The organism is Xenorhabdus yunnanensis (assembly GCF_028598805.1).
In the GTDB taxonomy this organism is placed as follows: Bacteria; Pseudomonadota; Gammaproteobacteria; order Enterobacterales; family Enterobacteriaceae; genus Xenorhabdus; species Xenorhabdus yunnanensis.
In genome coordinates, this window is sequence record NZ_JAQRFI010000027.1 from 50,359 (window position 1) to 63,476 (window position 13,118).

Below are 13,118 nucleotides of genomic sequence, written 5' to 3' on the forward strand. Positions count from 1 at the left end.
GTTGATTAAAAGTTTCTCTATAAAAATCATTGAACAAATGAGGCACTCTAAAATGATCGTATTTATGCAAATCAGTCGTTGGTGGCACAACTTCCCATTCAGGGCGGTTGGCTCACGCACATAAGTACAGATACGCAAGTGCCGAAACCCGCCCAAAAAGGCGGGTTTTTTTATAACTATTTTCTTATTGATACCTCATAACGTAATTTTTTGTGGATGAAGTTAGCAACGAGGGATGAAGATGATTGGTAAAGAATTTAATATCTCTATAAATCAAATTGATACTCTATATCAGACAGATCCAACTCTGTTTTTTCATCAACTTTGCAGTAATCGTCCAGCGACATTATTGCTAGAGTCTGCTGAAATTCAGAGCAAAAATAATATCAAAAGCATTTTGATCATTGACAGCGCTATGCGCATTACAGCTAACGAGCGTCAGGTTACTTTTGAAGCTCTCACCAAAAATGGCCAAAACCTGCTTCCCATACTCGCGACTTTACTTGCAGAAAAAGCCCAATTGAATGTGGAATCACAGATTATGCGAGCGCAATTTCCTTCTATTGAACACAATCTAGACGAAGACAGTCGGCTAAAATCCGATTCAGTTTTTGATGCACTTCGTGCTCTGTCAGCCTTGGCATCCTTTTCAGAATCACCTGATGCCATTTTCGTTGGCGGACTGTTTGCATACGATTTAGTCGCTGGATTTGAACCACTACCCACAGTAAAAAAACACCAACACTGCCCTGATTTTTGTTTTTATCTCGCAGAAACGCTATTGGTGATCGACCATCGGTATGGGCATTCACGTCTGCAAACTTCATTGTTTGGCGAATCCGATTCAGAAAAAGAGCGCCTTCAAGAACGTTTAACAACATTAGCCTCTGCCATTTCAAAACCACTTTCACCACTTCCGCCTGCCACATTGCCTAACGTCACTATTGACTGCAATCAAAGTGATGAGCAATACGCAAATATCGTGCGAAAACTACAGCAATCTGTCCGTCAAGGAGATGTCTTTCAGGTAGTTCCATCACGTCGTTTTACTTTACCGTGCCCTTCTCCGCTAAACGCTTACCATGCATTAAAAAAACAAAATCCAAGCCCCTATATGTTTTTTATACAAGATCAGGATTTTTGCCTGTTTGGTGCTTCACCAGAAAGCGCTCTTAAATATGATGCCAGCAACCGTCAGATCGAAATCTATCCTATAGCCGGAACCCGACCACGTGGACGTGATGATAACGGTGAACTGGATACTGATCTCGATAGCCGTATTGAGCTGGAAATGCGTACTGATGCGAAAGAAATGTCTGAGCATGTGATGCTGGTTGATCTGGCCCGCAACGATTTAGCACGCATTTGTGAACCGGGCAGTCGCTATGTTGCCGATTTAACCAAAGTCGATCGCTACTCGTTTGTCATGCATCTCGTTTCTCTTGTCGTCGGTACACTCCGCCATGATTTGGATATCTTCTATGCCTATCAAGCGTGCATGAATATGGGCACGTTGACAGGAGCGCCTAAAGTCCGGGCCATGCAACTCATCGCTGAACATGAGGGTGAACGACGTGGCAGCTATGGCGGAGCTGTCGGCTACTTCACTGGCAAGGGTGATTTTGATACCTGCATAGTGATTCGCTCTGCTTATGTGGAAAACAGCCAAGCTACCGTCCAAGTGGGAGCTGGTGTGGTATTGGACTCCATTCCCCAGTCAGAAGTGGATGAAACTCACAGTAAAGCCAGAGCCGTAATTCGGGCAATTGCGCAAGCCCATCATGTGGAGATATCATTCTAATGGCTTATATTCTTCTACTCGATAATGTTGATTCCTTTACATATAACCTCGTGGATCAACTGCGTACTCATGGTCATCATGTCGTTGTTTACCGCAATACGGTCTCAACAGACACAATTATTGCCAAACTTAATGAGATGGAATCACCTCTTTTGATGTTATCTCCCGGCCCGGGGAAACCATCAGAGGCAGGCTGCATGCCTGAACTGCTCAAGCAGGTGATAGGGCAGATTCCAATTATCGGAATTTGTCTCGGACATCAGGCGATTATTGAAGCCTATGGAGGAAGAGTCTCCGCTGCCAAGGAAATTTTGCATGGCAAGGCTACGCTGGCTACACATGATGGGAAAAGTATGTTTTCCGGCCTGCCAAACCCTTTGCCTGTCGCTCGTTATCACTCCCTTACGGCTGAGTACGTGCCGACAGCACTCAATGTCTCTGCTTCATGCGGCAATACAGTGATGGCAGTACGTCATGATAAGCACAAAGTTTGTGGATTCCAGTTCCACCCAGAATCTATTTTGACCACACGAGGAGCCAAACTGCTCGAACAAACTCTGGCGTGGGCACTGAATTAAAAATCTTGAGTTAAAGGTATCAAATTACAGGCATAAACTTGAAGGAATGGGAAAATGCAGTTGATTTTTGACAAATTATTCAGTGCTCAAACACTGACACAGCAAGAAAGCCAGCAGTTATTCACTGCCATTATTCATGGCGAGTTAAGCGATGCGCAACTAGCTGCTGTATTGATTAGCCTGAAACTGCGTGGCGAACAGCCACAAGAAATTGCGGGCGCAGCCCAAGCGTTCTTGGCAAATGCAGCTCCCTTTCCTCGTCCTGATTATATGTTTTGTGATATTGTCGGCACAGGTGGAGATGGCACAAATAGCATCAATATTTCAACAGCCAGCGCCTTTATTGCTGCTGCTTGTGGCCTCAAAGTAGCAAAACATGGAAACCGCAGTATTTCCAGTCGGTCTGGATCATCTGATTTATTGGCTGCATTCGATATTGCATTAGATGCCCGCGCCGAAGAGTCACGCAGTGCTTTAGATGATATTGGTGTCTGTTTCTTGTTCGCCCCTCAATATCACACTGGATTTCATCATGCAGTGCAGGTTCGTCAGCAGTTGAAAACTCGAACATTATTTAATGTTCTTGGCCCACTGATTAATCCAGCTCGTCCTCCTGTGTCACTCATTGGGGTCTACAGCCCTGAATTAGTTGAACCCATAGCACGTACTTTACAAATCTTAGGTTATCAGCGTGCCGCTGTTGTACACAGTGGAGGAATGGATGAAGTTGCTTTACATGCGCCAACTCATGTTGCAGAACTCAATCACGGAAAAATTAGCCAATATCAGTTAACACCAGTAGATTTTGGTTTACCGAGCCATCCAATATCTTCATTGAAAGGCGGAACACCTGAAGAAAATCGCGACATGTTGGCAATGTTATTACAAGGTCGCGGTAACAAAGACCATGCCGATGCCGTAGCGGCAAATGTAGCACTTTTGATGAAAATTCACGGGCAAGAAGATCTGCGGGAAAATACTCAATTGGCACTCAATACTATCTATAGCGGTCAGGCTTATGAAAAAGTAACAGCATTGGCGGCAAGGACTAAATCATGAAAACCAGCGTATTACAGAAAATTGTTGATGATAAGGCGGAATATCTGATTACTCGTAAAGCAGAACAACCGCTGGAGAATTTTATTGATGCGATTGTACCGAGTCACCGTCGGTTTTATCAGGCATTAACCCATAAACAAACGGTTTTTATTTTGGAATGCAAAAAAGCGTCTCCTTCAAAAGGATTAATTCGTGAAAATTTCGATCCTGTTCTCATTGCTAAAACTTATCAGCCCTATGCCGCCGCAATCTCTGTCTTAACCGATGAAAAATATTTTCAAGGCAATTATAATTTTCTCGCAATGGTCAGTTCAGCCGTGCATCAACCTGTTTTGTGCAAAGATTTTATTATTGATGCCTATCAAGTTTACCTCGCTCGTTATTATCAAGCCGACGCTATTTTACTCATGCTCTCCGTTCTTGATGATGCCACGTATCGCGAATTGTCATCACTGGCACACAGTCTTGGCATGGGGGTACTGACCGAAATCAGTAATGAGGATGAACGGCAACGGGCAGTGATATTAGGAGCAAAAGTTATCGGTATCAATAATCGTGATCTACGTGATCTGTCCATTGATCTAGAACGTACGCGCAAACTGGCTGTTGGATTACCCGAAGACACCATCGTCATCAGCGAATCCGGCATCCACCAGCATCAACAAGTGCGGGAATTGAGCCAATTTGCCAATGGCTTTCTGGTTGGTAGCTCTTTAATGGAGCAACAGAATTTAGATCTCGCTTTACGTCGCCTGATCTTAGGTAACAACAAAGTTTGCGGTCTGACTCGTTCACAAGATGCTAAAGCTGCGTTACAGGTAGGAGCAGTTTACGGCGGTTTAATTTTTGCAGAGAAATCACCACGCAGAATCAGTCTGCAAAAAGCCCAACAGATTATCAATGAAGCTTCTTTGCAATATGTGGGAGTATTTCAAAATCAACCCATTGATTTTGTCAGTAACATCGCCCAAACACTTTCACTTACTGCCGTTCAACTTCATGGGCATGAAGATGAAAACTACATCAACACTCTGCGCTCAGTGTTACCTGAGCATTGTGAGATTTGGAAAGCCATTGATATGTCTAAAGCGGCGGAATTTTCAGAAATGCCCAATGTTGATCACTTATTGCTGGATAATGGTTCAGGAGGAACAGGAAAACCGTTTGACTGGCAGTTAATCAACTCTCGGTTTCAACATAACAGTTTTCTGGCTGGCGGCCTGAATACCGAAAACTGCCAGCAGGCGGCAACATTTGACTGTTATGGACTGGATTTTAACTCAGGAGTCGAAGTTTCTCCGGGTATCAAAAGTAGTCAAAAAATCAAGCAGGTATTTCAACAATTACGCTGCTATCACTAATTTTTCAGACAAAAAATGGATGAGTAGAATAATGAGTAAATTGAATCCTTATTTTGGCGATTTTGGTGGACAGTTTGTTCCTCAAATTTTAATCCCTGCACTTAATCAGTTAGAAGAAGCCTTTATTGATGCACAAAGAGATCCTGAATTTCAGCATACTTTTCAAGATCTCTTGAAAAACTATGCAGGGAGACCCACCGCTTTAACTCTGTGCCAAAACCTGACTAAAGGAACAAAAACACGTTTGTACCTGAAACGTGAAGATTTGCTCCACGGTGGTGCTCACAAAACCAATCAGGTTTTAGGGCAAGCCTTGTTGGCAAAACGAATGGGAAAGAATGAAATCATCGCTGAAACAGGTGCGGGTCAACACGGCGTAGCAACCGCTCTGGCTTGCGCCCTGTTGGGGCTAAAATGCCGTATTTATATGGGAGCAAAAGATATTGAGCGTCAGTCACCCAATGTCTTTCGTATGCGTTTGATGGGAGCTGAAGTGATCCCTGTCCACAATGGCTCAGCAACATTGAAAGATGCCTGTAACGAAGCGATGCGTGACTGGTCTGGTTGTTATGAAAAAGCCCATTATTTATTGGGAACCGCTGCTGGCCCTCATCCCTATCCGACAATCGTGCGAGAATTCCAGCGTATGATTGGCGAAGAAGCCAAAGCTCAAATTCTGGAAAAAGAAGGCCGTCTACCCGATGCAGTAATTGCCTGTATTGGTGGTGGCTCAAATGCTATTGGCTTGTTTGCTGAATTTATTCCAGAAAATGATGTTCGTCTGATCGGTGTTGAACCTGCGGGGCACGGTATTGAAACTGGAGAACATGGTGCCCCACTGAAACACGGAAAATTAGGGATTTACTTTGGTATGAAATCGCCAATTATGCAGACAGAAGATGGACAGATTGAAGAATCTTATTCTATTTCAGCTGGGTTGGATTTTCCTTCCGTTGGCCCCCAACATGCCTATTTAAATAGCATCGGTAGGGCTGATTACGTTTCAATCACCGATGATGAAGCTCTGGAAGCCTTTCAGGCTCTTTCACGCAATGAAGGCATTATTCCTGCATTGGAATCATCTCATGCATTGGCCTATGCCTTGAAAATGATCCATCAGGCTCCAGACAAAGAACAATTATTAATTGTCAATTTATCTGGCCGTGGCGACAAAGACATCTTTACCGTTCACGATATTTTAAAATCCAGGGGGGAAATCTGATGGAACGTTACGAACAACTTTTTAAGCAACTACAAAACCAAAATCAAGGGGCTTTTGTTCCTTTTGTCACCCTCGGCGATCCTAATCCCGAACTATCATTGGAAATTATTGATACATTAATTTCAGGTGGTGCTGATGCGCTTGAATTAGGCATTCCATTTTCAGATCCCCTTGCCGATGGCCCAACTATCCAAAATGCCAATCTACGCGCATTATCATCTAAGGTCACTCCTACATTGTGTTTTGAACTGCTGGCTAAAATCCGGGCTAAACACCCTGACACGCCGATTGGCTTGTTAGTTTATGCCAATCTTGTCTTTCATAATGGAATTGATGAGTTTTACCGTCGCTGTAAGGATGCGGGTGTTGACTCCGTACTTGTTGCTGATGTACCGTTATCCGAGTCATCTCCTTTCCGTTCATCAGCCATGAAGCACGGCATTGCGCCAATCTTTATTTGTCCACCTAATGCAGATGACGATTTATTGCGTGAAATCGCTTCATTTGGACGAGGATATACCTATTTGCTGTCGAGGGCAGGAGTGACGGGTAGTGAAAATCGCGCGACACCGCCACTTAACCATATTGTTAATAAACTCAAAGAATATCGCGCAGCTCCTACCCTACAAGGTTTTGGCATTTCAGAACCAGAGCAGGTCATAACCGCTCTCAACAGTGGTACAGCAGGAGCTATTTCAGGTTCTGCCATCGTCAAAATCATTGAAAATAACTTGCATCAACCTAAAATCATGTTGGAAAAATTAATGTTTTTTGTTCGTACCATGAAAAATGCTACACAATTATGATCTTACTATTTATGTCATGATCCCATTTATGAATTCCCTTTAGTTTCACTATTCCCCTATAAGGTTTTTATGGGGGAATACATAAAACATAAATTTTTTCTACTGAGTTTGCCGCTTCTCTGATTTTCAACAATACTGACAGCTAACGTTAAAAATAAAGAACGATATGTTACAAAAGGTCATTTTCCTCTCATACTAATTTCTTTTGATAATAATGGAGTTCATTATGAAACAATTAAAAACAATCTCTGCATTTTTTATTGCACTCTTCATGGCAATGGCAATATCTGCATGCGCCCCAACTGCAACAACAGAAAGTACAGGAAACTACATTGATGATACGGTGATCACCACCAAAATAAAATCAGCATTACTTTCAGACAAAGTGTTAAAATCGACAGAAATCAATGTCGAAACTTTTAAAGGCCGTGTACAACTAAGCGGATTTGTCCGTTCTCTTGAAGATATCAATCGCGCAATTCAGATAGCAAAAGAAGTAAAAGGAGTTAATACAGTAATTAATTCAATCAAACTTCGCTAATGACCTATTAGCATGATTTATTATAGAATGGCTTATTGCGCTACAGCCTGAAAGATAACGGGTATATATCCAATGGATTTCAAGGTACGTCGCGGCGGCCAGGGAGCGAATCCCCGGGAGCATAGATAACTATGTGACCGGGGTGAGTGAGCGCAGCCTACTTACTTTTTTTCAATATTACTTTTTCCAACATTATTTCTCTTAAAAATTCAAACAGTTAAAAACTATAACCAACTCCGAACATAAAGACCCACGGATCAAGGCGGGTTTTATATTTTTTATCTATATCACCTGCTTTGAATTTCACATCAGTTTCAATATTCATCCACCAGAGGGAAGTGTTCAGCATCCAATTTTTATCCAGTTTATAATCCAGACCAACCTGACCCGCTACACCCCAAGAATCTTTCAGATCAAGACTATTTAAATCAGCAGACTTTACAGTTGAATTATTATTAAATTTTTCGCTAAAAAATGTTGTGTAGTTAATACCAATTCCAACATAAGGACGTAATTTATTTTCTATGTTACCAAAATAATATTGAGCCATTAAAGTTGGTGGCAAATGTTTAACTTCAGCTATTTCACCTGCTCCTGGTAAACTGACTTTATGTTGAAATGGTGTCGCTGCCAATAATTCAACACCAATATTATCGGTGATCATATAGCCAAAAGTTAAACCTAACTGAGTATTATTATTGACATCAAAAGATCCCAACCCTAATACATTATCAGAACCAGCATGTGGTCTTACCGTTGCTGTACCTGTACGGAACAGGAAGTCACCCGCTTCATGGGCAAAAGTCACTGACGGGGCTAACGTAGCCGCAGCCAATACAAGCGCAGAAATCTTTTTCATTATCCATCCCATTTTTGTGGTTTTAAAACAATCAGAAATATACCCGTTTGTTTACTGTTGCGATCCAAAATAGATCACATCTTTTAAAGATTTTTGGCAAAGTAAGGTATTTACTATCTTATTATTTCATTTGCGGGATATTTTAAATTGATCCAAATCAAAATTCTCTTGGAATAAATTTTATTGCTATCCATGTTTTATGTCTTAATACCAATTTTTGAGTTACCAACAATAAATAACAATAGCAATTTTATATTAAAGACATTTATCCAATATTTTAATTCGCCATAAATTTATTAACACATGATTAATAAATTTATCATTTCCATAAAGTCCATAATAAGAGTGAGGACAAAAAAAGAACATTCATTCTCCCTACAACCTCAAGTTACAGAGTGGAGACAAAGGGGGCAAAACTTAGGTATCCAATAATCCCCCGAACAAGGTACAATTAGCTACTATTGTTGTTTTATTTGATAGGAGCCACTTTCATGCCCATTACGGCAAATACCCTGTATCGTGACAGCATCAACTTTTTAAAGAATCAACTGTTGAGTATTGTCACCCTCTCTGCCTTTGCCGCGTTGGTGACAACATTGCTGGGGCATTTACTCATGCCGAATGGTGAACAACTCAAGTTATTGGCAGAAATACAAAATATCGTCAGAGAGTCCGGCAATACGGGGATCCAACATTTTGTGGCGCAATTAACGCCAGATGAACAACTCATGTTAATACGCACAATGTTCGGGATTTTATTTACCAGCGTATTTGGCAATACTTTACTTACTGCCAGTGTGTTGATACTCATCAATGCCATCTCTAACCGTCAGAAAACCAATGCCATTCATGCCAGCATATTATCAATAACACTGCTGCCTAAAATGTTTTTGCTAATATTGATCTGTAATCTGTTGGTTCAAATTGGCTACGCTTTGATGCTCCTGCCAGGAATACTATTCTCTATTGCTTTCGCACTTTCTCCTATCTTCTTGTTTGAAAAAGGAAAAAATGTTTTTTCTGCCATGAAAAATAGTTGGAGGTTGGCATTCGATAATCTACGTCTGTTGATCCCTGCTGTGCTGTTATGGCTTTCCACCAAGCTGATACTGGTTCTTGTGCTGGCTAAAATGCCCAGCATTTTACTGTCAGTGCTAGATAATTTATTAGCATCTCTGCTGCTGGTTTACCTGTTCCGTTTATATATGCTGGTTAAACCACAAAATAAAACCACAAACGGCATGCAATAAACGCCAACTTGTTCACCTCGCTCCAATATTGCGAGGTGAACTATAATCAATACAAACTATAATCAATGATATCCAAACTATCATGAAGTGAGCCACAATTATTTTTCTTGTTTTTCCTTAGCTTGCCACTTACTTTGAATCAAACGAATGGCAAAGTAGAGATCAGGCACGACTATCAAATCTTCATCACTGCGACTCAATTTGTTTTGTTTAATCCAGCGATTCAGTTCTGTTCTGCGCCCTGCTAAAACCAATGTCACTCCTTTCTCTTTTAATTCTGTGATTAATTCATCCAGAACAGCAAAAACACTAACATCATCGTAGGTAAAGCTGACCGTCGCATCGACTACCAACCATACGGGGCTATTTGCAGCACTGTTCACATGCTGTAATACCCGCTTTTTGAAATATCCGACGTTGAAATAAGTAAGAGGAGAGTTAAAACGATACATCATAATACCATCCACAGCTTTGATATCACTATGTTGATGGATGGAACGAACCATGCCTTGCTCATTTACGCCCAGCAACTGATCCGAAGGTCGAAAAACTATCAGTAAAAATTGAAATAGTCCCAACAAAACAGCAAAACCGACACCACCAATCACACCTACCAACAAGACAGCAATCAATGTGAAAATTGACAATGTAAAAGCCTGACGATTACGTTTTCGATAAGACCAAATACTCTTGAAACTCAATAAAGACCACGAGGAAAAGATTAAGACAATACCCAGTGATGACAGAGGGATATACACCAGAAACTCTGTTATAAACATCAATACTAACAAGATAGTACAAGCGGCAATCACAGACACCATTTGCGTTTTACCACCTAATGCATCGTTGACAGCAGTACGGCTACCGGCAGCACTGACAGCAAAACCTTGTGATAATGATGCAGCAATATTGGCAATCCCCAGTGCCCTGAGTTCTAAATCTGCATCAACTTGATAACCATTTTTACTGGCAAAACTACGAGCGGTCATCATAAAGCTGACGAAGCTAATCACTGCTAAATTAATGGAAGGAACAACCAAATCACGTATTTCGCTAAGTTTAAATTCAGGCATTGGGACAATGGGCAAACCGCTGCCCATATTACCGACAATCTGGATTTCGTATTTATTGAGTTCAAATTGCCAGCTGATATAAGTCAATACGATCATTGCTACCAGTGGTGCTGGCCAGCTTGAACGAAGGAAACGCACACTGAGTAACACCAACAGCGTCATTACTGACATCCCCACCGTCGGCCAGTGAGATTTTAATAATGCATGAGGAAATGCAATCAATCGTTCGATCAATTCCTCAGGCAAACCAGATAATCCAAAAACTTTAGCAAGTTGATCTGCGATAATAGTAATTGCAACGCCGTTGATAAAGCCTTTTAAAATGGGGCGAGATAGAAAATCAGCAAAAGCGCCAAGTCGGAAATGGCTTGCCAGAATGCACCAAAATCCTGTCATCAACGTCATAACTATAGCGAGCTGCCAACGGACATGCTCATTTCCATTTGCTAATGGTATAACAGTTGCAGCAATAACTGCACAAGTTGCTGCATCAGGCCCAACAATTAACTGTCGGGAAGTACCAAACAAAGCATAAGCGAACATGGGTAAAATACAGGCATATAAGCCAATAATGGCACTAATCCCCATTAATTCAGCATAAGCAATTGCAACAGGTAGTGCGACCGCAGCTACGGAAAGGCCCGCTCGCATATCATAACTAAAATAGTCTCTACGATAATGACAGATGCTTTTTAAGCCCGGCATCCAGCGATTCAATCTTTCCCACAACATGGCCTTTACGTCCCTTCGTGAAAATGGAGCTGATTATAATGCGTTGTTAAATGGAAACTCACAAGTTTCTCACCCACGCTCAGTTTTTTGCTTATTGTGATAAAATTACACAAAATAGATGAAAAATGTTTTTTACCTGATAAATAAACCATTTTATTGAGATCTGATACACTCTGGCACAAATTCAAAAACATGCCATTATTGACTTCACAATGGATTCAACTTATGAAACAACTCTTAGACTTTTTGCCACTGGTCGTTTTTTTCATCGTCTACAAAATGTATGACATTTTTTATGCATCTGGTGCCTTGATGGCCGCAACAGGATTAACCCTTGTCATTAGTTACCTAATTTATCGTAAAGTTGAAAAATTCTCCTTAATTACATTTGCTATGGTGGCTGTCTTTGGCACACTAACGCTAGCCTTCCACAGTGATCTATTCATCAAATGGAAAGTAACTGTAATTTATGGCATTTTTTCTCTGGTTCTGTTTATCAGCCAATGGATTATGAAAAAGCCACTGATTCAACGCATGTTAGGCAAAGAATTAAAATTACCTGATTTTGTCTGGAACAAACTGAACATGGCTTGGGCTGTCTTTTTTCTTGCCTGTGCACTCGCGAATATTTATGTCGCTTTCTGGCTACCTCAAAATGTTTGGGTAAACTTTAAAGTGTTCGGGTTAACGGCATTGACACTAGTCTTTACTGTATTGAGTGTGGTATATATCTACCGCCATCTGCCTCGCGAACAAAAATAATGTAATGACCCTCATATGGATACCTGCCGATGCAAAGGCAGGTATTGTTATATTCACCAAATAAAGCAAGTTTTCTAATGACACAACAACAATGCTTACCAAACGGAGAATTGGTTCTCCGTACACTGGCCATGCCTGCTGATACCAATGCCAATGGGGATATTTTCGGTGGCTGGCTGATGTCTCAAATGGATATTGGCGGCGCAATTCTGGCAAAAGAGATTGCTCTGGGACGCGTAGTAACTGTTAGCGTGAATGGCATCAGTTTTCTGAAACCAGTTGCGGTAGGTGACGTCGTATGCTGTTATGCCCGCTGCCTCAAAACGGGAAATTCATCTATCACCATCCATATTGAGGTTTGGGTGAAAAAAGTGGCTTCCGAGCCAGTTGGCCAGCGTTATCGTGCAACAGAAGCTGTTTTTACATATGTTGCTGTTAATGAAAATAATACGTCCCGATCTTTGCCTGAAGATAAAAGACACTTCAAATTGGAAAGCAGCCATACTTAAAATAATACAATTAAAACAATATATTACACCAATAAAATAATCCAATAAAATCATAAAAGTACACCATAATGTACAAACAGAAAACCCACTCAAAATAGCATATAACAATTGATTTTATGCTCTTTAGATAGGAATGATTGAGGGTTATATAGGGTGAGGATAAAAAGGAAGGCTACTATCACTATAGGGCAGAAATCTGCCCTATAGCATATTGGAGCAATGGGAAAGCGGGAGGGCTTGAGTTTTCTCGAATCAGTTGATATCACAGTGAATTTATTAAATTTTTTGTTTGTATATTTTCGTGCATTTCAGATTGTTTTAGGCTATTTTTAGATTATTGGCACCCCATACAGCACCCCTTTAGCATGGGAACCTGAATAGGAGAGTATCAAAGATGGCCTACTATAGCATAGAAAAACGCCCGCGCGCAGATGGCACTATCCGTTATCGCTGTACTGTTGGTGTCAAATCTGGCGGTAAATATATTTACAGAGAGAACCGCACATTCGGAAAACAATCCCACGCCAAAACATGGGGTGCTATGCGGGTTGCTGAACTGGAGCAA

The 13,118-nt window shown here is 41.2% G+C and carries 12 protein-coding genes, 1 pseudogene and 1 other annotated feature; of the genes and pseudogenes, 11 read left to right on the plus strand and 2 right to left on the minus strand.

Annotated elements, in window-relative coordinates:
• Nucleotides 1–73: 73 nt before the first annotated feature.
• Nucleotides 74–174, plus strand: a sequence feature (Trp leader region).
• A gap of 67 nt (nt 175–241) precedes the next feature.
• The 7 genes from PSI23_RS12485 to PSI23_RS12515 all read left to right on the plus strand — a co-directional run bounded on the left by PSI23_RS12485 (nt 242) and on the right by PSI23_RS12515 (nt 7,368).
• Entirely contained in the window at nt 242–1,801 is a 1,560-nt protein-coding gene (locus PSI23_RS12485; protein WP_273555407.1) for an anthranilate synthase component 1, read from the plus strand.
• Nucleotides 1,801–2,379, plus strand: coding sequence for a glutamine amidotransferase-related protein (locus PSI23_RS12490; RefSeq protein WP_273555408.1), 579 nt, complete (start codon nt 1,801–1,803; stop codon nt 2,377–2,379). Before PSI23_RS12485 ends, PSI23_RS12490 begins: the two co-directional genes overlap by 1 nt.
• A 54-nt stretch (nt 2,380–2,433) precedes the next feature.
• On the plus strand, nt 2,434–3,438 hold the full coding sequence (gene trpD, locus PSI23_RS12495) for an anthranilate phosphoribosyltransferase (RefSeq protein ID WP_273555409.1): 1,005 nt from the start codon (nt 2,434–2,436) through the stop codon (nt 3,436–3,438).
• On the plus strand, nt 3,435–4,799 hold the full coding sequence (gene trpCF / locus PSI23_RS12500) for a bifunctional indole-3-glycerol-phosphate synthase TrpC/phosphoribosylanthranilate isomerase TrpF (RefSeq protein WP_273555410.1): 1,365 nt from the start codon (nt 3,435–3,437) through the stop codon (nt 4,797–4,799). The genes trpD and trpCF overlap by 4 nt, the downstream gene beginning before the upstream one ends.
• A gap of 31 nt (nt 4,800–4,830) precedes the next feature.
• Nucleotides 4,831–6,021, plus strand: coding sequence for a tryptophan synthase subunit beta (gene trpB, locus PSI23_RS12505; protein WP_273555411.1), 1,191 nt, complete (start codon nt 4,831–4,833; stop codon nt 6,019–6,021).
• Entirely contained in the window at nt 6,021–6,827 is an 807-nt protein-coding gene (gene trpA / locus PSI23_RS12510; RefSeq protein WP_273555412.1) for a tryptophan synthase subunit alpha, read from the plus strand. The genes trpB and trpA overlap by 1 nt, the downstream gene beginning before the upstream one ends.
• 226 nt (nt 6,828–7,053) lie before the next feature.
• The gene (locus tag PSI23_RS12515) at nt 7,054–7,368 is read left to right on the plus strand and encodes a BON domain-containing protein (protein ID WP_273555413.1); all 315 of its coding nucleotides are present in this window, start codon (nt 7,054–7,056) and stop codon (nt 7,366–7,368) included.
• Nucleotides 7,369–7,585: 217 nt separating this feature from the next.
• Here PSI23_RS12515 and ompW read toward each other — a convergent pair whose 3' ends face one another.
• A complete protein-coding gene (gene ompW, locus PSI23_RS12520; RefSeq protein ID WP_273555414.1) occupies nt 7,586–8,227 on the minus strand; it encodes an outer membrane protein OmpW in 642 nt (213 codons plus the stop codon).
• A gap of 491 nt (nt 8,228–8,718) precedes the next feature.
• Here ompW and PSI23_RS12525 point away from each other — a divergent pair, with 491 nt between their 5' ends.
• Nucleotides 8,719–9,477, plus strand: a complete 759-nt coding sequence (locus PSI23_RS12525; protein ID WP_273555415.1) for a YciC family protein — start codon at nt 8,719–8,721, stop codon at nt 9,475–9,477.
• A gap of 98 nt (nt 9,478–9,575) precedes the next feature.
• Here PSI23_RS12525 and PSI23_RS12530 read toward each other — a convergent pair whose 3' ends face one another.
• On the minus strand, nt 9,576–11,282 hold the full coding sequence (locus PSI23_RS12530; RefSeq protein WP_273555416.1) for a SulP family inorganic anion transporter: 1,707 nt from the start codon (nt 11,280–11,282) through the stop codon (nt 9,576–9,578).
• Between the two features lie 225 nt (nt 11,283–11,507).
• Here PSI23_RS12530 and PSI23_RS12535 point away from each other — a divergent pair, with 225 nt between their 5' ends.
• The 3 genes and pseudogenes from PSI23_RS12535 to PSI23_RS12545 all read left to right on the plus strand — a co-directional run.
• Complete coding sequence (locus PSI23_RS12535; protein WP_273555417.1) at nt 11,508–12,044, plus strand: septation protein A; 537 nt, start codon at nt 11,508–11,510, stop codon at nt 12,042–12,044.
• Nucleotides 12,045–12,121: 77 nt separating this feature from the next.
• Nucleotides 12,122–12,553, plus strand: coding sequence for an acyl-CoA thioester hydrolase YciA (yciA, locus tag PSI23_RS12540; RefSeq protein ID WP_273555418.1), 432 nt, complete (start codon nt 12,122–12,124; stop codon nt 12,551–12,553).
• Nucleotides 12,554–12,947: 394 nt separating this feature from the next.
• A pseudogene (locus PSI23_RS12545) lies at nt 12,948–13,118 on the plus strand (site-specific integrase); the annotation flags it as partial.

Bases quoted from the DNA above. Each gene is read 5' to 3' on its own strand.
- PSI23_RS12485 (WP_273555407.1), top strand. From the start codon at position 242: ATGATTGGTAAAGAATTTAATATCTCTATAAATCAAATTGATACTCTA.
- PSI23_RS12490 (WP_273555408.1), top strand. From the start codon at position 1,801: ATGGCTTATATTCTTCTACTCGATAATGTTGATTCCTTTACATATAAC.
- trpD (WP_273555409.1), top strand. From the start codon at position 2,434: ATGCAGTTGATTTTTGACAAATTATTCAGTGCTCAAACACTGACACAG.
- trpCF (WP_273555410.1), top strand. From the start codon at position 3,435: ATGAAAACCAGCGTATTACAGAAAATTGTTGATGATAAGGCGGAATAT.
- trpB (WP_273555411.1), top strand. From the start codon at position 4,831: ATGAGTAAATTGAATCCTTATTTTGGCGATTTTGGTGGACAGTTTGTT.
- trpA (WP_273555412.1), top strand. From the start codon at position 6,021: ATGGAACGTTACGAACAACTTTTTAAGCAACTACAAAACCAAAATCAA.
- PSI23_RS12515 (WP_273555413.1), top strand. From the start codon at position 7,054: ATGAAACAATTAAAAACAATCTCTGCATTTTTTATTGCACTCTTCATG.
- ompW (WP_273555414.1), bottom strand. From the start codon at position 8,227: ATGAAAAAGATTTCTGCGCTTGTATTGGCTGCGGCTACGTTAGCCCCG.
- PSI23_RS12525 (WP_273555415.1), top strand. From the start codon at position 8,719: ATGCCCATTACGGCAAATACCCTGTATCGTGACAGCATCAACTTTTTA.
- PSI23_RS12530 (WP_273555416.1), bottom strand. From the start codon at position 11,282: ATGTTGTGGGAAAGATTGAATCGCTGGATGCCGGGCTTAAAAAGCATC.
- PSI23_RS12535 (WP_273555417.1), top strand. From the start codon at position 11,508: ATGAAACAACTCTTAGACTTTTTGCCACTGGTCGTTTTTTTCATCGTC.
- yciA (WP_273555418.1), top strand. From the start codon at position 12,122: ATGACACAACAACAATGCTTACCAAACGGAGAATTGGTTCTCCGTACA.